Consider the following 19,018-nt stretch of genomic DNA (forward strand, 5'->3'; position numbering starts at 1 on the left):
TCGTACAGGGGCACAGGAACGCAACGAACCGACGGGGCCGGGTCTGTCAGGTCGCCGCGCGCCGGGCCACGGCGCCGCGCGAGCGGGTCACCAGGGCGGCGAGGAGCGCGGCGCCGAGCGGTACGGCGACGAGGAGGCCGGCCAGCGTCTCCCAGGGGATGACGATCGGCACGTACGGCGGGCCCGACATGCCGTTGTCCCAGCCCTGAGCGATGGCCTGCTCGTAGAAGTTGGTCGCCTCGCGTCCCTCGGTGAGCCGGAGCCCGATCGCGGGCAGGACGCCGGCTGCCGATCCGAGGACCACGCCCATCGCCGCGACGACTCCGCACTGGAAGCCGCTGAGCGTACGGCGGACCCGGGGCGGGGCGCCCACGGCGGCGAGCGTCTTCAGGTCGGCCTCGGCGTCGGCCTGGGCGAGCCCGGTGGCGATACCGGCGGCGCCGATGGTGACGAGGCCGGCGAAGACGGCCAGCGCGATCACGAAGAGGCTGTCCTCGTTGACGAAGCCCTCCTCGACGTGCAGATCGGCGTTGCTGCCGAGCTTGGCGAGCTCGCCGTCGAGCTTCTGGCGCGCCTCGGTGTCCGGCATCCGCTCGGTGCTGAAGTACGCACCGGCCGGCAGGGTGGAGAGTCCGGCGGCCTTCGCGGTGGCCGGGGTCATCAGCAACTGGACGCCGTAGGACTTCTGCCCCTTGGGCACCAGGTAGGCGGGGATGGAGCTGACCTTCCCCGGCGCGGGCAGGCCCTTCTCGGAGGCCCGGTCGGCGGCGGGGATGTCGGTGACCTGCTTGATCCCGACGGTGCCGTTCTTGTCGATCTCGCCCCGGGAGAAGCTGACGATCTTTCCTTCGGCGAGGGCCTTCACGGCGCCCGGGTCGTCGACGCCGAGAACCTGGAGGACCTTCGCGTCACCGACGAGCAGACCGCCGTCGACGGACATCCAGCCGCCGCGGGAGGACTGGTCGCACCGCCAGTCCTCGGTGATCAGCTTCCGCCGCTGTTCCGGGGTGTACTTCTCGCTGGGGTCGACGCCGCCGGGCAGTGAGGTGGCGTACAGCGGGCACTCGTGCGCCTTGGGAAGCACGACCTCGTAGCGGCCGCAGCCCGCGCCGCCGCCGCCCCAAGGGGAACAGCCGGGCTTGCCGACCGAGACGCGCTCGACGTCGGCGCGGACGTCGACGGGGAGGTAGCGCTGGATCGCCTCGCGGACCGCGGGGACGTCCCGGCCGCCCTCCTCCAGGACGAAGGCGGAGACCGCGCCGTGCGGCAGCCGGGCCTCGTACGCGGCCCTCTGCTGCGCCTCGCTGCTGGCCATGAACGTGGAGACGGCAACCGTGCCCGCGACGGCGGCGAGGACGGCGGCGACAGCGGGTGCCGTACGCCCCCGGTTCCGGACGGCGTCCCGCAGCGCGAGCCGCGGGGAGAGCGGCAGCCAGCGCCCGGTGCGGCCGAAGAGCCCCACCAGGGCCGGGGTCATGGCGACGACGCCCAGCTCGGCGATGGCGGAGCCGCCGCCCACGATGACGACCGACTCGGTGGCGAGCGAGCCGAAGAGCGCGATCGCGCCGCCCAGCAGGATGGCCGCGAGGCCGATCAGGGGCAGGACACGGCTGCTGCGGCGGACGCCGCGCCGGCCCGTGAGCGAGGCGAGGACGGTCTGCCGGGAGGCAGTGATCGCCGGGACGATGGCGGCGAGCAGACCGGTCAGGACGGCGAGCAGCGCGATGCCGAGCAGTTCGAGCGGCCGGATGTCGAAGGCGCCGAACCGCTGGTTCATCATGTCCTCGAGAACCGGCTGCAGTGCCAGCGTGAGGATCACGGCGAGGACCGTGCCGACGACGGCCGCGGCGACGCCGATCACGAGACCACCGCTCAGCACGATGGCCCGGATGTGGCTGCGGGCACCGCCGTTGGCCCCGACCAGACCGAGCTGCCGGCGCGAGCGGCGGGCGCCGACCGCGAAGGCGGGTCCGGCCAGGAGGCAGATCTCCAGCATCGCCAGGCCGACGACGGTGGCGACGGCGGCGAGCGCGGCGGCGTCGGCCGCCGGGCTGGAGTCGAAGCTGCCCCAGCCCTCCTTCTGGAAGAGCGGCACCTCGGACTCGGCGGGCGGGTCGATCATGACGGCACGCGAAGTGACGACCACGCCCTTGGTGTTGATCTGCTGGACCGTGTTCCACGTGAAACCACCGGACTTCTTCACCAGATACGAGGTGGAGGTGTCGGGGGTGGGCATGCCGGACTTCTCGACAGCCTTCGCGTACGGGACGAGGAAGGCACCCGGCAGCGCGTTGACCTGGGAGACGGCGAGCGCGTCGGGAACTTCGTAGGAGCCGACGATCCGATACGTACGGTCGAAGTTGCGGGCGGAAAGGGTCGAGCCGACCGACAGACCGCTGACCTCCAGGAAGTGCGAGGTCGCCATGACCTCGTCGTTCTTCTCCGGGAAACGCCCCGAGAGGAGGGTCATGATGCCGCGGGTGATCGGGTCGGACGCCTTCAGCTCACGCACCTCGGCGGAGAGCAGACCGTGGGACGTCGTCAGCTTGGCACTGCCGGAGCGGTCCGTGACGACCGTGGAACCCGCCGGGATCGCCTTGGTGACGTCGGTGGGGCCGTTCGGCCACGGCTGGTCCTTGTAGTCCTTGACCGGCGTGTGCATCTCGCCCGGCGGGTCCTGAAGGATCGGAACGCCCTCGGCGTGGGCGTCCCGGAATATCGCGTCCGCCGTGCCCATCGACCTGTCCGCCCGTTCCGTGGGGGAGAGTTCGGAGCTGCGGTAGGTCAGATCGAGGGCACTGACACCCAGGATCGGCAGGGCGATCATCGCCAGGACGAGGGCGCTGCGGCCCTTGGAGCGCCAGGCGTCGCGGCGGGCGATGCGGATCGCGGCCCGCCAGGAGTGGAACCAGGTCTTCACGCCTCCGCCACCTGGCCCGAGAGGAGGGAGTCGGCCTCGCTGCGTACGGTCTGGTCGACGATCGCGCCGTCCCGCAGGAACACGACCCGGTCGGCCCAGGCGGCGAACCGCGGCTCGTGGGTGACCAGGACGCCGGCGGCGCCCGCGTCGCAGCGGGAGCGGAGCAGGGCGAGCACGGACTCGCCGGTCTCGGAGTCGAGGGCGCCGGTCGGCTCGTCGGCGAGGACGAGGCGGCGGTCGCCGACGAGGGCGCGGGCGATCGCCACGCGCTGCTGCTGGCCGCCGGACATCTCGTCGGGGAAGCGGTCGGCGAGGTGGCCGAGCCCCATCTCCTCCAGGGCCGCCAGGGCCTCGACGCGGGCCTTGCGGGCCGAGGTGCCGTCGAGCTCGCGGGGCAGGGCGACGTTCTCGGCGGCGGTGAGCGCCGGGATGAGGTTGTAGTCCTGGAAGACGTACCCGATGCTGCGGCGGCGCAGGGCGGCGAGCTCCTTGACGCTCGCGGTGGTGATGTCGGTGTCCTCGACGATCACATGACCGGAGGTCGGGGTGTCCAGGCCGCCCGCGATGGTGAGGAGCGTGGACTTGCCGGAGCCGGACGGGCCCATGACGGCGACGAGTTCGCCGGGATACACGGCGAGGTCGATACCGCGCAGGGCGTGCACCTCGGTGGCGCCCGAGCCGTGGACACGGGTCAGGTTCTGGAGCTGCAGCACGGGCTGCTGTGTGGACATGGAGGGGTCCCCCTTGGACGTACGCGGCGTTCGGCCGGTACGGAGCGAGCGGTGGAAGGTGGTGCGACAGCGGTACGGGGTGGGGTGCGACCGTGCGGTCAGCGCGCCCCGCCCGCGGCCGATGCCGGGGTGGTCGTGTGCGCATCGGCCGAAGCCGAAGCCGAAGCCGAAGCCGAAGCCGGATCCGAAGCCGGTGTCGATACCGGCGGGGATGCGGATGCGGATGCGGAAGTGGAAGCCGTCGTCGACGACAGGCGGATCAGCCGGGCCTCGCAGTGGTCCAGCCACCGCGCCTCGGCCTCGGTCTGGAAGATCAGCTGCTCCAGGACGAGCAGCCAGGCCACGTCGTCCCGTTCCCGCGCGCCCCCGCGCTCGACGGCGACGAGCGCCTGAGCCTTGAGCCGGGTGTAGTCCTGCATCGCCTTCACGGTGTGCCGGCGCTGGGACTGGATGACGTCGCGGATGTCGATACAGGGCGCGCCCACCGCCATGGCGAGCTTGATGGCCAGCTCGTCACGGGCGGGGCTGGTGCGGTCCACCGGCTTCTCGAACCAGGTCCTGAGCTCGGCGAGACCGGCGTCCGTGATCGTGTAGAGCGCGTGCCCCGCCTCGTCCTGGCCCCCCTGCGCGACCATGCCGTCGCGCTCCAGACGACTCAGCGTCGTATAGACCTGGCCGACGTTGAGCGGCCAGGTGGAGCCGGTGCGGGACTCGAACTCCGTACGGAGCTGGGAGCCGTAGCGAGGGCCGCGTTCGAGAAGGGCGAGAAGCCCGTGGCGGATCGACATACTCAGTATGTATACCGAGTATGCCGTGGTCGACAACCGTCCTGAGACGGAAGGCGCGAGTCCGACTCAAGGGGGACCCCGGCGGTCAGAGCGGCTCAGCGGCGGCGCATACGGAGCCCCAGGAAACCGATCCCGAGCCCCATCAGAGCCAGCCCCACACCCAGGGTGAGGACGGGAATCCGCTGGTCGACGAGGGTGGGCGCGGCATCGGCCGCCATCCCGGGCGCGGCGGCGGGCCGGGTCGCGGGCGCCACCTCGGTCAGCACCTCGTCCTCCTCGCGTACCGCCTCGACGTCCTCCTCGGCGGCCTCGTACGGGTCGGAGTCTGTTGCCGTCCTGGTACGAGCGGGGTCGGGCGACGGAGAGTCGGCGCTCGGCGGGACGGCGGGCGGCGTCTCGGAACGGCCGGGGCGCGGGTGCCCCTCTCCGGCCGGTCGGCCCGCCAGGGAGGCGGAGCCGCTGGGGGCGGGGGCGTCAGTGGGCGTGGAGCTCGGCGCGACGGGAGAGGAGGGGGCGGCGATGGAGGGCGAGGGCGACGCGGTGCCGGTCGGCGCGGGCGCCGGCGGGACGGGTGTGCCGGGGCTGCCGGTGCGCCCGGGGGACGCGGACCCGGACGCGGACCCGGTTCCGGTTCCCGTCCCGGGGACAGGGGAAGAGGGCGGCGGGATGCCGGGGGACGTCGCCGAGGAGGGTGTCGTCCCCGTGGCGGGCGGCACGGGCGGTCTGGAGGGCCCGGTCGCGGTGGGCGGCGCGGGGGGCGTGGTCGGCGCGGCCACCCGCGTACCGCCGAGGGCCTCCGCTCCGTACGCGAGGGGCGCGGCACACAGGGCGAACGCGCAGGCGAACGTGCAGGCGAGCGCGGGGCCGAGGGCCCGCGCCCGTGCCCTGCGGAGTGCTGGAGTCACCGGGTGACCCCCTCCCGTACCGAGCCGCCAAGGTGTCGACTCAGCGTCACATGCCGGGACACTTCCGGCATCCGGGACGAGGGCGGTGGACCTCAAAGGAGGAAAAGGGGACGGCCGTTCCCACCGGCCGTCTCTCCTACTGCGGCGGATTGCCCGTCGAGATCTTGAGGGTGAACTCGGCGTCGTCGGCCGTGATGTCCTCACCGGCCGGCGGGTACTGCTCCAGGACCGTGCCCTCGCCGTACGTCGACTCGTCCACGGGGGTCTGGGTCATGATCTTCCACCCGGCCGCCCGGGCGCAGTCCTTCACCGACTGGATGTTCTTGTACGTGAAGTTGGGGACCTCGAACTTTGCGGGGTCGTCGCTCGACTCCGAAGGCTGGGTGCACTTCTTCACGTCGATGGTCTTGGTCAGGTCGGGACCCTTGTGGCCGGGGGCCGCCGTCTGGGTCTGCTCCGTGCCGCCGGTGGTGCCGCCCGTGCCGCCGGCCTCCTTGCCCGGGTCGTCCTTCTGGCTGAGCACCACGATCAGGCCGCCGACCGCGAGGAGGACGGCGACGACGGCGCCCACGAGCACCGGGGTGTTCCGGCGGGAGCCGCCGCCCGTCGCCATGGGAGCGGGCGCGGGGGCCGGCGTGTGCATCGGGCCCGTGGCGTACGGCGAGGGGGCCGGCGCGGTCTGGTAGACCGGCGCGGGCGTCGGGGCCTGCTGCGGGTAGCCGTACGACGGGCCGGGCGCGGGCGTCGCGGGGCCGTACGGTCCGGGCTGCGGCGTCGGCGGCAGGTAGGGCTGCTGTACGCCGTGCGGGCCGGGCTGCGGCTGCGGCGGCGGGGTCTGGCCGACCGGCGGGAAGACCGCCGAGCCGACGCCCGAGCCGCTGCTGACCGGACCGCCCTGGACGATCATCGGGGCGCCGGTCTGACCGGCCGCGAGCACCCGCAGGCACTCGTCGCGCATGGCCGCGGCGCTCGGGAACCGCTCGTTCGGGTTCTTCCGCAGCGCCCGGGCGACGAGCGCGTCCATCGCCGGCGTCACCGCGCGGTTGACGGAGGACGGGGCGACCGGCTCCTCCTGTACGTGCGCATACGCGATGGCGAGCGGCGAGTCGGCGTCGAAGGGGAGACGGCCCGTCAGCAGCTGGAAGAGCATGATGCCGACCGAATAGAGGTCGGAGCGGGCGTCCACCGCGCGGCCGAGGGCCTGCTCGGGGGAGAGGTACTGAGGAGTGCCGACGACCATGCCGGTCTGCGTCATCGACGTGACGCCGGACTGCATCGCCCGGGCGATGCCGAAGTCCATGACCTTGACCACGCCGCGCTTGGTCGTCATCACGTTGCCCGGCTTGATGTCCCGGTGGACCAGGCCCATCTCGTGGCTGACCTCCAGGGCGGCCAGCACGTCGGCCGTGACCTTGAGCGCCTTGTCGGCGGGCATCGCGCCGTACTGCCGCACGTCCGAGGCGAGGACCGAGCCGAGAGGCTGCCCCTCCACGTACTCCATGACGATGTACGGCATGACGGCGCCGTCGAGGGTGTCCTCGCCGGTGTCGAAGACCGAGACGATGTTCGTGTGCGACAGCTTCGCGACGGCCTGCGCCTCGCGCCGGAACCGCTCGCGGAACGACGCCTCGCGGCCGAGTTCCGTGTGCAGCGTCTTGATCGCGACCTGCCGGTCGAGGGCGCTGTCATAGGCCAGGTACACCGACGCCATGCCGCCCTCGCCGAGGAGATCGCGCAGCTGGTACCGGCCGCCCGCTACCGAACCGCCCGCATAGCGGCCCTGTGCGCCGTCCTGGCTCATCTGTGCTTCCCCCTACGCGCGCGTGGCGGCGTCGAATTCCGGAATTTCCTGGCCAAGTCTGCCCCAGGGCACCGACACGTCAAGCCGCGTGCCCGTTCCGTGACCCTCCGCACAGGGCGTGTCCTCGAAGCGTTCCCGAAGTGTCCGCGGAAACCCGTCGAATTTGCACAGGTGTACGTGGACGAGGTTGGATGGCCGGTCAACCGCGGACCGTGATGTCGTACGGAGCCTGTAGCGTGACGACTGGACACGGCACGACAGACGACGGCGAGGACTGATGGCACCCGAATCCGGAACAGGTGGCGGTGTGCCGTCCTCGGACGCGGAATCGTGGGGCGTCGGTGGTGTCGTCGGCGACGGACGGTACCGGCTGACGCACCGCCTCGGCCGCGGCGGCATGGCCGAGGTCTTCGCCGCAGAGGACGTGCGCCTCGGGCGCACGGTGGCGGTGAAGCTCCTCCGCGCCGATCTCGCCGAGGACCCCGTCTCGAAGGCACGCTTCACCCGTGAGGCGCAGTCGGTCGCGGGGCTCAACCACCACGCCATCGTCGCCGTGTACGACTCCGGCGAGGACCTCGTGGGCGGCCGGCCCGTGCCGTACATCGTGATGGAGCTGGTCGAGGGCCGCACCATCCGTGACCTGCTGATCAGCGCCGACGCGCCGGGGCCCGAGCAGGCGCTCATCATCGTCTCGGGTGTTCTCGAGGCGCTGGCCTACTCGCACCAGCACGGCATCGTGCACCGCGACATCAAGCCGGCGAACGTCATCATCACGCACGGCGGCGCCGTGAAGGTCATGGACTTCGGCATCGCCCGCGCCCTGCACGGCGCGCAGTCGACGATGACGCAGACCGGCATGGTCATGGGCACCCCGCAGTACCTCTCCCCCGAGCAGGCGCTCGGCAAGGCGGTCGACCACCGCTCCGACCTGTACGCGACGGGCTGCCTGCTCTACGAGCTGCTCGCGCTGCGGCCCCCCTTCACGGGTGAGACGCCGCTCTCCGTCGTGTACCAGCACGTGCAGGACGCGCCGGTCCCGCCGTCCGAGGTGACTCCCGGTGTGCCGCCGGAGCTCGACGGCCTGGTCATGCGTTCCCTCGCGAAGGACCCGGACGACCGGTTCCAGAGCGCGGAGGAGATGCGCGGGCTCATCCAGTACGGCCTGCAGATGCTCCAGCAGCTGGGCGGCCACACCGGCGCGTGGAACACCGGTCCCGTCGACATGCACGACGGCGGGCACACGCCCGGCGGCGGCATGGCGGCGACGACCGCGATGGGTCACCCGATGCACGGGGAGACCGCGCAGGGCCGGATCCTTCCGCAGATGAACCCGGACGACGGGGGCGTCGGCGGGTACGGCGGCTACGACGGCGGCACCGGCGGCTACGGCCAGGACGGGGCGTACGGTTCGAACGGCGGCGGCCGGGGCGGCCGCGGCAAGCTGATCCTCTTCGTGGCGCTCGCGCTGGTCGCGGTCGTCGCGGGTGTCGTGTACGCCATCGACGCGGCGAGCAAGAAGGACGGCGAGACGGTGAAGCCGATCCCGACGACCGTCAGCAACTCGCCGTCGACCGCCTCCGAGCAGCCCACCCCTTCGGAGGAGCCCTCCACCGAGGAGGAGCAGACGCGGGACCCGGACACGTCGACCGGGGGCGGCGCCACGCAGCCGCCGTGGACGCAGCAGCCGCCGGTCACGCAGCCTCCGACCACGCAGCCGCCGACGACGGAGCCGACGCCGACGGAGCCGACGACCACCGAGCCGACGACCACCGAGCCGACGCCGACGGAGACGACGACGGCGCCGCCGACGGACCCGACGGGCACCACGGATCCGCCGGTCGACCCGACCGGCGATCCCACCGACGACGGCGGCGACGGCGACACCCCGCCGACGGGCGGTTCCACCGCCACCGGCTGACCCGCCGGACGCGGCCTCCGTCCCGCCGGAAGCCGTTTCCGTCCCGCCTCCCGGCCGCTCAGCCGGCGAAGGCGTCACGCACGGCGTCGTACTCACGGGTCCACCAGACCGCCAGGGCCGACACCGCAGGAAACTGCGGGTCGGCCCTTCGGTCGTGCAGCTGGTAGCGCCAGCGCAGCGTCCAGAAGTCGTTGAGCCGCTCCCACCACACCCGGTGCGCCGCCGCGGCCAGCTCGGCACCGTCGGCGCCCGTCGCCCGCCGGTACGCCCGCGCGTACGCCCGCACCTTCTCCAGGGCCAGCTCGCCCCCGGGCCGTACGAAGAAGATGGCGGCCGCCCTGACCGCCTCCTCGGCCCGCGGCCGGACCCCGAGGCGGTCCCAGTCGACGATCGCGGCCGGCTCCGCGCCCCGGTAGAGCAGGTTCAGCGGGTGGAAGTCGCCGTGCACCCAGCCGGACGCGGCGGCCGGCGGCGGCCGGTGGTGGGCGTGCTGGGCGAGCAGCCGGCGGCGCTCCCGCAGCCGGTGCTCGGCGAGCGCGTCGAAACTGTCGTGGGGCCGGTGCGCGCGGGCGAGGCCGATCAGCTCCTCGATGGCACGGAAGGTGTCCTCGGGGCGGGCGCTCTCGTGGTCGTCCCCCGGCGGCGGGGACTCCATGACCCGCTCCAGACAGGTGTGGACGTGCCCCAGGAGCGCGCCGAGGCGGCGGGAGCCGCCGGTGGAGAGCTGGGTGCCGTCGCGGTGCCGGCCGTCGATCCACGGGTGCAGGGCGTAGCAGAGGCCGTCGATGACCGCGACCGTACGGCCCCGGCTGTCGGCGAGCGGCGGGGCCACCGGCAGGCCCAGGGCGTGCAGGCGCTGGGTGGCGCGGTGCTGCCGGGCGATGGTGACGCGGTCGGCGGTGGGGGCGTCCAGGTGCTGCTTGAGGAAGTAGGCGCCGCGCGTGGTGGAGAGGCGGTAGCCGCGGTTGAGCAGGCCCTGGGCCACGGGTTCGCAGGAGAGGGGCTCGCCCGCGGCCGCGTAGCGGCGAAGGAGGGCGCCGACGGGCGGAGCGAGGGTTGCAGATGAGCGCGGCACTCCCCAAATGTTAGATCACGCTACGTGGTGGAGATGTCGCTCCAGGGAATGGTCCACGGGCCGCTCCGTGGAGTGGTCCATGGAGTGCAGCTCGACGGGCCGGCCGGCCGGCCCGGCGGCGTCCCCGGCCGAGTAGTCGAGCTCGTGCACGGTCACGAACTGCGGTTCGATCCGCAGGTAGACCGGTTCGAAGGGCTCGTCGTCCACGGCCCGCGGCTCGGGCCCGAACGCCGCGAGCTGCTCCTCGGTCGGCTCGACGATCTCCGCCGTGCCCGTGAACTGCACGGACCAGATCCTCTCGGCCCCGGTGTTGAAGTTGTCCGCGCCGTACGCGACGACGCTGCCATGGCAGGCCCGGTGGTAGCCGAGCCCTCTGTGCATCCGGATCAGGACGCGTCCGTCGGTCACGATGTGCCGGGCGGGCGCGACGAACGGCATCGCCCGCATGCTCGTCGCCACCCGGCCGTACGACACTCGGCCGAGCAATTCGATGGCGCGGATCTCCTCGGTGGACATGGCTTCCACTCTCCGCCACCGGCAGCGTGTCGGAAAAGGGGCCCCTGCCCCGCCTTCACGGGGACGTAGGTCCCGAATCCGGGCCGTCGGCCCCGGGCTGCTCCGTACGGGTGACGCACGGGCGGGACCGGGGCCGCGCGGGCCTCAGTGGCGCTCGGCCTGGAGCCGTGCCACGTACGCCGCGGCCTGCGAACGCCGCTCCATGCCCAGCTTCGACAGCAGGCTGGAGACGTAGTTCTTGATGGTCTTCTCCGCAAGATGGAGCCGCTCGCCGATGACCCGGTTCGTCAGGCCCTCGCCGATCAGGTCCAGGATCTTGCGCTCCTGGTCGGTCAGGTTGGCGAGCTTGTCGTCGCCCTTCGGGTTGTTGCCGTCGCGCAGCCGCTCCAGGACGCGGGCGGTCGCCACCGGGTCGAGCAGCGACTTGCCGGCCGCCACGTCCCGCACGGCGTTCAGCAGCTCGTTGCCCCGGATGGCCTTGAGGACGTATCCCGAGGCCCCGGCCATGATCGCGTCGAACAGCGCCTCGTCATCGGCGTACGAGGTGAGCATCAGGCATTTGATGCTCTCGTCCTGCGAACGGATCTCACGGCACACCTCCACCCCGCTGCCGTCCGGCAGCCGGACATCGAGCACGGCGACGTCGGGGCGGGTCGCGGGGATCCTGACCAGCGCGTCTGCCGCCGTCCCGGCCTCGCCGACCACCTCGATGTCGTCTTCCACGGAGAGCAGCTCGTGGACGCCGCGCCGGACGACTTCGTGGTCGTCCAGCAGAAATACCCTGATTTTTCCTTCTTCGCGCACCCAGTCAGTCTCACATATTGGCTCTTCCCGCGCCCGGGGTGCGCGGGATACCGTGCCGCTTGTTCCGACGACGGCGTCGAGCCGTTGTCCATGCGCTGACCAGGGCGGAGTCCCCCTTTTCTCGATTTACTTGGAAATCCAAGCAAAATCGCAGGTCAAGTGGGGTTTCGCGGGAATGGCGCACTATGGGTAACGTGCCTATGACGGCGCTCACCGGGACACCTGTCACGCCCGACCCCGGCCGCGTCGCACCCACCCCGTGCGAAGGGTACGGAGAAGGCGGAGCCGCACTGGCCTGCCCGGCGAACCCGGGGGCCGGACCGACGGAGGAGCACGCACGTGACCGTGGAGAGCACTGCAGCGCGCAAGACGACGCGACGCAGCAGCGGCACCAAGCGCACCGCAAGCGCGAGCACGAGCACCACCAAGAAGACGAGCACGCGCGCCGAGGCGGTAGCGACGGAGCCCGAGCTCGTCCAGCTGCTGACGCCCGAGGGAGAGCGCGTCCAGCACCCCGACTACGACATCGACTTGAGCGCCGAGGAGCTGCGCGGTCTCTACCGCGACATGGTCCTCACCCGTCGCTTCGATGCCGAGGCCACGTCCCTCCAGCGCCAGGGCGAACTGGGCCTGTGGGCCTCCCTGCTCGGCCAGGAGGCCGCGCAGATCGGCTCCGGCCGCGCCCTGCGGGACGACGACTACGTCTTCCCGACCTACCGCGAGCACGGCGTCGCCTGGGTCCGTGGGGTCGACCCCACGAACCTGCTGGGAATGTTCCGTGGCGTGAACCACGGCGGCTGGGATCCCAGCACCAACAATTTCCACCTGTACACGATCGTCCTCGGCTCGCAGACCCTGCACGCCACGGGCTATGCCATGGGTATCGCCAAGGACGGCGCGGATTCCGCCGTGCTCGCGTACTTCGGCGACGGCGCCTCGAGCCAGGGCGACGTCAACGAGTCGTTCGTCTTTTCCGCGGTCTATAACGCCCCGGTCGTGTTCTTCTGCCAGAACAACCAGTGGGCCATTTCCGAGCCCACCGAGAAGCAGACCCGCGTCCCGCTCTACCAGCGCGCCGCCGGCTTCGGCTTCCCCGGCGTCCGCGTCGACGGCAACGACGTCCTCGCGTGCCTGGCCGTGACCCGCTGGGCGCTCGAGCGTGCCCGCAACGGCGAGGGCCCGACGCTCATCGAGGCGTTCACCTACCGCATGGCCGCCCACACCACCTCCGACGACCCGACGAAGTACCGCCGGGACGAGGAGCGCGAGGCCTGGGAGGCGAAGGACCCGATCCAGCGCCTCAAGACGTACATGGAGAACGAGGGCCACGCCGACGCGGCCTTCTTCGAGGAGCTGGAGGCGGAGAGCGAAGCCCTCGGCAAGCAGGTCCGCGAGGTCGTGCGCGCCATGCCCGTCCCGGAGCACATGGCGATCTTCGACAACGTGTACGCGGACGGGCACGCGCTCGTCGACGAGGAGCGCGCGGAGTTCGCCGCGTACCAGGCGTCCTTCGCGAACGGAGAGGCCGAGTAATCATGGCTGTTCAGAAGCTTCCCCTCGCGAAGGCGCTCAACGAGTCGCTGCGCAAGGCCCTGGAGACCGATCCCAAGGTCCTCATCATGGGCCTGGACGTCGGCAAGCTCGGCGGTGTCTTCCGGATCACCGAAGGTCTGCAGAAGGACTTCGGCGAGGACCGTGTCATCGACACCCCGCTCGCCGAGTCCGGCATCGTCGGCACCGCGATCGGCCTCGCGCTGCGCGGCTACCGGCCGGTAGTGGAGATCCAGTTCGACGGTTTCGTCTTCCCGGCGTACGACCAGATCGTCACCCAGCTGGCGAAGATCCGGGCCCGTTCGCTCGGCACCGTGAAGATGCCGGTCGTCATCCGCATCCCGTACGGCGGCGGCATCGGCGCCGTCGAGCACCACTCCGAGTCCCCCGAGTCGCTCTTCGCGCACGTCGCGGGCCTCAAGGTCGTCACCCCGGCGAACTCCTCCGACGCCTACTGGATGCTCCAGCAGGCGATCCAGAGCGACGACCCGGTCATCTTCTTCGAGCCCAAGCGCCGCTACTGGGACAAGGGCGAGGTCGACACCGAGGCCATCCCCGGCGAGCTGCACAAGGCCCGGGTCGCCCGCGAGGGCACGGACCTCACCCTGGTGGCCTACGGCCCGATGGTGAAGACCTGTCTGGAGGTGGCCGAGGCCGCCGCCGAGGAGGGCAAGTCGATCGAGGTCGTGGACCTCCGCTCGATCTCCCCGATCGACTTCGACACCATTCAGGCCTCGGTCGAGAAGACCCGCCGCCTGGTCGTCGTCCACGAGGCGCCGGTGTTCTTCGGCTCCGGCGCCGAGATCGCCGCTCGGATCACCGAGCGCTGCTTCTACCACCTGGAGGCCCCCGTCCTGCGGGTCGGCGGCTACCACGCGCCGTACCCGCCGGCGCGCCTGGAGGAGGAGTACCTGCCGGGCCTGGACCGCGTGCTCGACGCCGTCGACCGCTCGCTGGCGTACTGAGGAGAGCACCGTGACGATCCGCGAATTCAAGATGCCCGATGTGGGCGAGGGCCTCACCGAGGCTGAGATCCTCAAGTGGTACGTCCAGGTCGGTGACACGGTCACCGACGGACAGGTCGTGTGCGAGGTCGAGACGGCCAAGGCCGCCGTCGAGCTGCCGATCCCCTTCGACGGGACGGTGCACGAGCTGCGCTTCTCCGAGGGGACGACGGTCGACGTCGGCCAGGTCATCATCTCGGTGAACGTGGGCGGCGGAGACGCCCCCGCCGCCGAGGCGCCGGTGGCCGAGGCTGCCCCGGTGGTGGCGGCCCCCGCCGCCCCGGCGGCCGAGGACGACGAGCCCAAGGGCCGCCAGCCCGTCCTCGTCGGCTACGGCGTGGCCGCGAGCTCCACCAAGCGCCGCCCGCGCAAGGCACCGGCGGGCACCACCCCGGCGGCTGCGACGGCCGCTCCGGTCCTCGTCTCCGTACCGGAGCAGCTCAACGGGCACGGGCCGGTCGGCGACCGGCCGCTGGCCAAGCCGCCGGTCCGCAAGCTCGCCAAGGACCTCGGCGTCGATCTGGCGACGGTCACCCCGACCGGCCCGGACGGCATCATCACCCGCGAGGACGTCCACGCGGCGGCGGCTCCCGCTCCCGCGCCGGTCGTCGAGGCCCCGGCTCCCGTGGCCACTCCGGCTCAGGCCACGGCCCAGGCGCCGGCTCCGGCTCAGGCTCCGGTCTCCGTCGCGGCGGCCGAGGTGTCGTCGGAGGCGCGAGAGATCCGTGTCCCCATCAAGGGGGTGCGGAAGGCGACGGCGGCCGCGATGGTCGGCTCGGCGTTCACGGCGCCGCACGTCACGGAGTTCGTGACGTTCGACATCACGCGGACGATGAAGCTGGTCGAGGAGCTGAAGTCCGACAAGGACATGGCGGGCCTGCGGGTCAATCCGCTGCTCCTCATCGCGAAGGCCGTGCTCGTCGCGGTCAAGCGGAACCCGGACATCAACGCGGCCTGGGACGAGGCGGCGCAGGAGATCGTGCTCAAGCGGTACGTGAACCTGGGCATCGCCGCGGCCACCCCGCGCGGTCTGATCGTGCCGAACATCAAGGACGCGCACGCCCAGACCCTGCCCGAGCTGTCGAAGTCCCTGAGCGAGCTGGTCTCCACCGCTCGCGAGGGCAAGACGACTCCGGCGGCCATGCAGGGCGGCACCTTCACCATCACCAACGTCGGCGTCTTCGGCGTCGACACCGGTACGCCGATCCTGAACCCGGGCGAGGCCGCGATCCTCGCGGTCGGTGCGATCAAGCTCCAGCCGTGGGTCCACAAGGGCAAGGTGAAGCCGCGTCAGGTCACGACGCTCGCGCTCTCCTTCGATCACCGCCTCGTCGACGGCGAGCTCGGCTCGAAGTTCCTCGCGGACATCGCCGCGGTCCTGGAGCAGCCGAAGCGGCTCATCACCTGGGCCTGATCTCCTCGACGCGGTAGGCGGGTTCGCCCGTTTCACGTGAAACATCCGGTGGAGACATCCGGTGGTGGCATCTGCCACCACCGGATGTTTGGGTAGAGGGCATGGATCTCCCTATCGAACCGCCGCACGGTGTCGGGCCCGTACGCCTGGGCATGACCTTCGACGAGGCGGCGGCCGCCGTGACGCCCTGGGGCGAGCCCCGGCTCCGTCCCCGGGCGCGGAGCGGCTCCCTCTCCGCGTCCTGCGCGGGCGTGGGTGTCGAGGTGCTCCTTGAGGAGGAGAACACCGTCACGGCCGTCGAGTTGTGGTGGCCGGGTGAGGGGAAGGAAACCCCCACGCGCGTGCTCCTCGACGGGCAGGACGTCTTCCGTGCGCCCGCTGACGCAGTCCTCGACCATCTCGCGGCTCAGGGCCGGCGCGTCCACGACGCCGACGGCGAGGACCCGTTCGTGGCCGGTCTGTCTCTCGGCTTCACGCGCCGTACCTCGCAGGAGGTGCCGCGCCGGCCCGACGGTCTCCCCACGTGCTTCACCTCCGTCCTGGTCGGCGGCGAGAGCTACTACGACTTCCGGATCTAAGGGGCCGCCGTCCGCATCTTGGACGGCGGCTCCTGTTGCACCTCTGTTGTATCTAAGCTGTACGCATGGCATCCGCACCCCCAGCCGCAGACCGCGTCTACATGCACGTCAAGCAGGCGGTGCTCGACCGTCGTTACGAGGGCGGCACCCTGCTCACCGAGGGGGAGCTCGCGCTGGCGGTGGGGGTGTCGCGGACCCCCGTCCGCGAGGCCCTGCTCAAGCTGGAGATGGAAGGGCTGCTCAAGCTCTACCCGAAGAAGGGCGCCCTCGTCCTGGCCGTCTCCGCGCAGGAGATCGCCGACGTCGTCGAGACCCGGCTGCTCGTCGAGGAGTTCGCGGTCCGCCGGGCCGTGCCCGCGCCGGCCGCGCTGATCGAGCGGCTCGAAGAGCTCCTGGAGGAGCAGAAGCAGCGCGCCGAGGCCGGGGACCTCGCCGAGGTCGCGATCACCGACCGCTGCTTCCACGCCGAGATCGTCCGGCACGCCGGCAACCAGATCCTCGCCCGTCTCTACGACCAGCTCCGCGACCGTCAGCTCCGCATGGGTGTCGCCGTGATGCAGTCCCAGCCCGACCGGATCGCCAAGAACATCGCCGAGCACGCCGAGATCCTCGACCGGATCCGCGCGGGTGACGTGGAGGGCGCGGCCCACTGCGTCCGCCAGCACCTCACCTGGGTCAAGGTCCTGGTCCGGGGTGAGGACCGGTGAACCCCGACAAGGGGAAGGGACGGGCCCGCCGCGGCCGGAACAAGAACGGGAACAAGAACGGGAAGAACCGGAACGCGTACGGCTCCGCCGTCACCCTCCCCGGCGACCCGCCCGGCGGCCGCCGGGCCGCCCTCGTCTGGGGCGTCGGCGTCGCCGTCTACTTCGTCGCCATCATCTTCCGCACGTCCCTGGGCGTCGCCGGACTCGACGCCGCCGACCGCTTCGACGTCAACGCCTCCGCGCTCTCCACCTTCTCCATACTCCAGCTGCTCGTCTACGCGGGCATGCAGATACCCGTCGGGCTCATGGTCGACCGGCTCGGCACCAAGAAGGTCCTGACCCTCGGAGTCCTGCTCTTCACCCTCGGCCAGCTGGGCTTCGCGCTCTCGCCCACCTACGGCACGGCGCTCGCCTCCCGCGCGCTTCTCGGCTGCGGCGACGCCATGACCTTCATCAGCGTCCTGCGGCTCGGCAGCCGCTGGTTCCCCGCCCGGCGCGGCCCGCTCATCGGCCAGGTCGCCGCTCTCTTCGGCATGGCCGGCAACCTCGTCTCGACCATCTTCATCGCCCGCGCCCTGCACGGCCTCGGCTGGACGACCACCTTCGTCGGCAGCTCGCTCGCGGGCGTCCTCGTCCTCGTCCTGCTGCTGATCTTCCTCAAGGACCACCCCGAGGGGTACGAGCCCGAGCCTGTCCGGCACGCGGGCGCCGCGTTCGTCCGCCGCCAGATCGCCGAGTCGTGGCGGGAGCCCGGCACCCGGCTCGGCATGTGGGTCCACTTCACGACCCAGTTCCCGGCCATGGTGTTCCTGTTGCTGTGGGGGCTGCCGTACCTCGTCGAGGCGCAGGGGCTGTCCCGTGGCACGGCGGGCGAGCTGCTGACCCTGGTCGTGCTCTCGAACATGGTCGTCGGCCTCGCGTACGGGCAGATCATCGCCCGCCACCACAACGCCCGTGTCCCGCTCGCCCTCAGTACGGTCGCGGCCACCGCGCTGCTGTGGGGGGCCACCCTCGCGTACCCCGGCGACCACGCCCCGATGTGGCTGCTGATCACCCTCTGCCTGGTCCTCGGGTCCTGCGGACCGGCCTCGATGATCGGCTTCGACTTCGCGCGCCCGGCCAATCCGCCGGAGCGTCAGGGCACCGCCTCGGGCATCGTCAACATGGGTGGTTTCGTCGCCTCGATGACGACGCTGCTCGCCGTCGGCGTGCTGCTCGACGCGACCGGTGGCGATTACCGGATCGCGTTCTCGTCCGTCTTCGTCCTGGAGGCGTTCGGCGTCGTGCAGATCCTGCGCCTCAAGGCCCGCACCCACCGCAGGGAGCGGGAGCGGCTCGTCGCCAGCCGTGTGGAGGCCGTGCACGTACCGGCGTGAAGCCGTTCTAGCGGGGCGTCACCGCGAAGTTGTCGAGTATCGCCCGCGCCAGGTCCTCGTCGCCCTCCGTCTTGACCCGGTCGGCGACATCGGCCGGCCGGACGCGACCGCAGGCGAGCCGTACGAACGTCTCCCAGTCCGTCGCGAGCGTCACCGCCGGGCCCAGCGAGGGCGCCCCGTCGACCGTCCCCCGGCCCTCGGCGTCGACCCGTACCGTCCGCAGGAACTCCACCGGACCGGTCACGTCGAGCACCACCGCCGAGGAGGCGGGCGCCCCGGCGTCCTTGGCGACCACCTTCGGCAGCGCCTCCAGGAGCACGTCCCGGGTGACGTGCGCGCCGGCCGAGTCCAGATTGCCCGGCACGCCGAGCGCGACCCGCAGGTCCTGCTCGTGCACCCACACGTCGAAGGCGCGCATCCGGTAGGCCAGTTCGAGGGACTGCTCGGCGCCGAGAGGGGCGCGGATCAGGTGCTCGGGAGAGCGGTTCTCGTTGCGGAGCTGACGGGCCCTGCGGATGAGGATGTACTCCAGCTCCGAGGTCATCTCCGGCGCGGTGTGGTGCCGCCGCACATCGACCTGGACTTCCATGTAGCGGGCGAAGTCACTGCGTACGTGGTACAGATCGCGCGGCAGGGAGTGGATGGGGCGCGGGTCGCCCAGCATCTCCGTCTCCATGCCGATGACATGGGAGACGATGTCCCGCACCGACCAGCCGATGCACGGGGTCGGCCGGTTCCACTCGCCCTCCACGAGCGGCTGCACCAGCTCGGCTATCGCCTCGATGGAATGGGTCCAGGCGTCGGCGTAGTTCTGGAGGCTGGGATGGACGGTCACGGGACCCCTCGGCGGTTCTTCGGTGCGCGGGCTGAAAACACGACTGGGTGGGAGGCTCGGACGCTAAGTTACGCTGCCCGAAGGCACCCCGGCAG

General features: G+C 71.6%; 16 protein-coding genes. 7 read left to right on the top strand and 9 right to left on the bottom strand.

Annotated elements, in window-relative coordinates; translation table 11 throughout:
* Nucleotides 1–46: 46 nt before the first annotated feature.
* From OG357_RS19755 to OG357_RS19775, 5 genes are all read right to left on the bottom strand, one after another.
* Nucleotides 47–2,920 (bottom strand): ABC transporter permease, encoded by a 2,874-nt coding sequence (locus OG357_RS19755; RefSeq protein WP_329622395.1) that lies wholly within the window; start codon nucleotides 2,918–2,920, stop codon nucleotides 47–49.
* Nucleotides 2,917–3,651, bottom strand: coding sequence for an ABC transporter ATP-binding protein (locus tag OG357_RS19760; protein WP_024760337.1), 735 nt, complete (start codon nucleotides 3,649–3,651; stop codon nucleotides 2,917–2,919). The genes OG357_RS19755 and OG357_RS19760 overlap by 4 nt, the downstream gene beginning before the upstream one ends.
* A gap of 98 nt (nucleotides 3,652–3,749) precedes the next feature.
* Nucleotides 3,750–4,439 (bottom strand): PadR family transcriptional regulator, encoded by a 690-nt coding sequence (locus OG357_RS19765; protein WP_329622396.1) that lies wholly within the window; start codon nucleotides 4,437–4,439, stop codon nucleotides 3,750–3,752.
* A gap of 95 nt (nucleotides 4,440–4,534) precedes the next feature.
* Nucleotides 4,535–5,344, bottom strand: a complete 810-nt coding sequence (locus tag OG357_RS19770; RefSeq protein ID WP_329622397.1) for a hypothetical protein — start codon at nucleotides 5,342–5,344, stop codon at nucleotides 4,535–4,537.
* 136 nt (nucleotides 5,345–5,480) lie between these two features.
* Entirely contained in the window at nucleotides 5,481–7,145 is a 1,665-nt protein-coding gene (locus OG357_RS19775; RefSeq protein WP_329622398.1) for a Stk1 family PASTA domain-containing Ser/Thr kinase, read from the bottom strand.
* A gap of 277 nt (nucleotides 7,146–7,422) precedes the next feature.
* Between OG357_RS19775 and OG357_RS19780 the strand changes: the two genes are divergently transcribed.
* Nucleotides 7,423–9,063 carry a protein kinase domain-containing protein gene (locus tag OG357_RS19780; RefSeq protein ID WP_329622399.1) on the top strand — a complete coding sequence of 547 codons (1,641 nt, stop codon included), beginning with the start codon at nucleotides 7,423–7,425 and terminating at the stop codon, nucleotides 9,061–9,063.
* A gap of 58 nt (nucleotides 9,064–9,121) precedes the next feature.
* Here the strand turns inward: OG357_RS19780 and OG357_RS19785 are convergent, their stop codons facing one another.
* The 3 genes from OG357_RS19785 to OG357_RS19795 form a co-directional block, all read right to left on the bottom strand.
* Nucleotides 9,122–10,138 (bottom strand): phosphotransferase, encoded by a 1,017-nt coding sequence (locus OG357_RS19785; protein WP_329622400.1) that lies wholly within the window; start codon nucleotides 10,136–10,138, stop codon nucleotides 9,122–9,124.
* 15 nt (nucleotides 10,139–10,153) lie between these two features.
* The gene (locus OG357_RS19790; RefSeq protein ID WP_329622401.1) at nucleotides 10,154–10,654 is read right to left on the bottom strand and encodes a pyridoxamine 5'-phosphate oxidase family protein; all 501 of its coding nucleotides are present in this window, start codon (nucleotides 10,652–10,654) and stop codon (nucleotides 10,154–10,156) included.
* A 144-nt stretch (nucleotides 10,655–10,798) separates the two neighbouring features.
* Entirely contained in the window at nucleotides 10,799–11,458 is a 660-nt protein-coding gene (locus OG357_RS19795; RefSeq protein WP_329622402.1) for a response regulator transcription factor, read from the bottom strand.
* A gap of 339 nt (nucleotides 11,459–11,797) precedes the next feature.
* Between OG357_RS19795 and pdhA the strand changes: the two genes are divergently transcribed.
* The 6 genes from pdhA (at nucleotide 11,798) to OG357_RS19825 (ending at nucleotide 18,088) form a co-directional block, all read left to right on the top strand.
* Complete coding sequence (gene pdhA, locus OG357_RS19800; RefSeq protein ID WP_329622403.1) at nucleotides 11,798–12,991, top strand: pyruvate dehydrogenase (acetyl-transferring) E1 component subunit alpha; 1,194 nt, start codon at nucleotides 11,798–11,800, stop codon at nucleotides 12,989–12,991.
* Between the two features lie 2 nt (nucleotides 12,992–12,993).
* Entirely contained in the window at nucleotides 12,994–13,974 is a 981-nt protein-coding gene (locus OG357_RS19805) for an alpha-ketoacid dehydrogenase subunit beta (RefSeq protein WP_125746902.1), read from the top strand.
* 31 nt (nucleotides 13,975–14,005) lie between these two features.
* Nucleotides 14,006–15,427 (top strand): dihydrolipoamide acetyltransferase family protein, encoded by a 1,422-nt coding sequence (locus OG357_RS19810; protein ID WP_329625633.1) that lies wholly within the window; start codon nucleotides 14,006–14,008, stop codon nucleotides 15,425–15,427.
* 101 nt (nucleotides 15,428–15,528) lie between these two features.
* Complete coding sequence (locus OG357_RS19815) at nucleotides 15,529–16,005, top strand: hypothetical protein (protein WP_329622404.1); 477 nt, start codon at nucleotides 15,529–15,531, stop codon at nucleotides 16,003–16,005.
* Nucleotides 16,006–16,070: 65 nt separating this feature from the next.
* Nucleotides 16,071–16,712: a GntR family transcriptional regulator gene (locus OG357_RS19820; RefSeq protein ID WP_329622405.1), complete on the top strand. Its 642-nt coding sequence runs from the start codon at nucleotides 16,071–16,073 to the stop codon at nucleotides 16,710–16,712.
* Nucleotides 16,709–18,088 (top strand): MFS transporter, encoded by a 1,380-nt coding sequence (locus OG357_RS19825; RefSeq protein ID WP_329622406.1) that lies wholly within the window; start codon nucleotides 16,709–16,711, stop codon nucleotides 18,086–18,088. Before OG357_RS19820 ends, OG357_RS19825 begins: the two co-directional genes overlap by 4 nt.
* A 7-nt stretch (nucleotides 18,089–18,095) precedes the next feature.
* Here OG357_RS19825 and OG357_RS19830 read toward each other — a convergent pair whose 3' ends face one another.
* Nucleotides 18,096–18,923 carry a maleylpyruvate isomerase family mycothiol-dependent enzyme gene (locus OG357_RS19830; RefSeq protein WP_329622407.1) on the bottom strand — a complete coding sequence of 276 codons (828 nt, stop codon included), beginning with the start codon at nucleotides 18,921–18,923 and terminating at the stop codon, nucleotides 18,096–18,098.
* Nucleotides 18,924–19,018: the final 95 nt, after the last annotated feature.

Source organism: Streptomyces sp. NBC_01255 (genome assembly GCF_036226445.1).
In the GTDB taxonomy this organism is placed as follows: domain Bacteria; phylum Actinomycetota; class Actinomycetes; order Streptomycetales; family Streptomycetaceae; genus Streptomyces.